This window comes from Microvirga sp. KLBC 81 (genome assembly GCF_003075415.1).
In the GTDB taxonomy this organism is placed as follows: Bacteria; Pseudomonadota; Alphaproteobacteria; order Rhizobiales; family Beijerinckiaceae; genus Microvirga.
The window spans coordinates 1-1,726 of sequence record NZ_QDAH01000224.1; the positions used below are offsets into that span (position 1 = coordinate 1).

Sequence of the window (1,726 nt, forward strand, 5' to 3'; positions counted from 1 at the left end):
GTTCTCTTATTCTGGGGATTCTGGTCAAGCCCTTTGAGCGGCCCTTTCCGTCAGTTCGGCTGATGTCACCTGTCGGGTCATGGTTCTCTCCGCGGTCGGCAGACGCCGCCGCATGATGGGGTCGGAAGCCTCAGCCTCGCCATGTTGCATACGCGGTCAATCTGCTCCCTGAGGTTCAGGTTTCAGGCCGCAACGGTGCCCACGCGATGGCTGCTGCCTCGTCCCGACAAGGGACATCACTCCGCCGGGTCGGCGGATCTCTTTGGGTGTCTATCTCATGCGGGCTGCCCTTCCTGGCGCGACCACCGGAAGTCCGTGTTGTTGCGCCACATCCGGTGCAGGATCACCGCCAACTTACGCGCGACCGCGACGGTCGCCTTCTTGCCGCCCACCTTCTTGGCGAGCCGGGTGCCCCAGGCTTTCAGCGCAGACCAGCGCGAGACCCGGTTCAGCACGATCCCGGCCGCCTCAAACAGATACGTGCGCAGCAACGGATCGCCGCACTTGGAGATCCGACCGCTCCGGTCGATCTCGCCCGACTGATACCGTCGTGGCGTCAGGCCGAGATAAGCCCCTACGCTGGACGAGCGCGAGAACCGGTCTGGTGTGTCGATGACACTGATATAGGCCAACGCGACCAGAGATCCGACACCGGGAGCCGTCATCAGGCGTCGGGCCGTCTGATCCTGGCGCGCCAGCCCCATGAGGCGACGGGAGAGGATGCCGATTTGCCGGCTGACCTCCTGCAAGGCGGTCAGGAGTGCCTCAACAGCATCCTTCAGTGGCCCATCGGCCACCAGTTCGCGCACGCGGTCGATGAAGGGCTGACGGCCTCCCTTGCCAGCGACCAGACCAAAGGGCTTGAGCACGCCACGAATCTGGTTGATCAGGTCTACGCGTACCTCCACTAAGCGAGCGCGTGAGCTGAGGAAGCTACGGATCACCTGGCTGTCCAGGCTCTTGACGGTGACCTCCCGGTACCAGCCCGCGCGCACGATTTGTGCCAGCCCAAGCGCATCATTCGGGTCGGTCTTGTTCACCTGCAGCGACAGCGCTGCCTTAGCATGGCGCGCATCCAGGCAGATCACAGGCAAGCCGCGCTTCTTCAACTCATGCCAGTGCCATGTCGACAACGGGCCGCTTTCCAGGCCAATGCGCTCCACATGCGGCGCTCTCACTTCGACGACTGCCGCAATGGCTTCCGGCGTCGAGGCGCATTTGCCACGCCAGAGCGCCTTCCCTTGCTCGTCGACAATACAGACGGCTGTCTGCTCCAGCGATACATCCAACCCGACATACTGCTTCATGAGGATACTCTCCGTTGGCTTCCCGTTTGGGCCCGATCGCATCAGACCTCAGTTTGCCGTCGAAGGGCACTAGGCCCGGAATAACCCCATGTTGCATTAACCTCGGCGGTATAAGGAGGGGCGGCTAATCGAGGAGCCGTCCTGTTGTCCCTGTTCAAGCGCCGCCGCTTTCCAGTCGAGATCATCCTGCTGTGCGTGCGCTGGTACTGCAAGTACGACATCAGCTACCGCGATCTGACTGAGATGATGCAGGAGCGCGGCATCAAGGTCGACGCCTCCACGATTTTTCGCTGGGTGCAGCGCTATGCGCCCGAGATCGAGAAGAGAGTTCGCCAGTACCAAGGACCTCGCTCGGGCTCCTGGCGGGTGGATGAGACATATGTGCGGGTCGGCGGGCGATGGAAGTACCTGTTTCGAGC

2 protein-coding genes are annotated in these 1,726 nt (G+C 62.3%); one reads left to right on the top strand and one right to left on the bottom strand.

Going from position 1 to position 1,726, the window contains the following annotated elements; translation table 11 throughout:
- Positions 1-275: 275 nt before the first annotated feature.
- Positions 276-1,307: an IS110 family transposase gene (locus DC522_RS33355; RefSeq protein ID WP_116532674.1), complete on the bottom strand. Its 1,032-nt coding sequence runs from the start codon at positions 1,305-1,307 to the stop codon at positions 276-278.
- A gap of 144 nt (positions 1,308-1,451) precedes the next feature.
- On the opposite strand from DC522_RS33355, the gene DC522_RS33360 reads away from it, so the two are divergent.
- Positions 1,452-1,726, top strand: a 275-nt coding sequence (locus DC522_RS33360; RefSeq protein WP_116532675.1) for an IS6 family transposase, incomplete at its 3' end; no start/stop codon positions are given.

Coding starts and splice junctions, on each gene's coding strand:
- DC522_RS33355 (WP_116532674.1), bottom strand. CDS start 1,307: ATGAAGCAGTATGTCGGGTTGGATGTATCGCTGGAGCAGACAGCCGTC.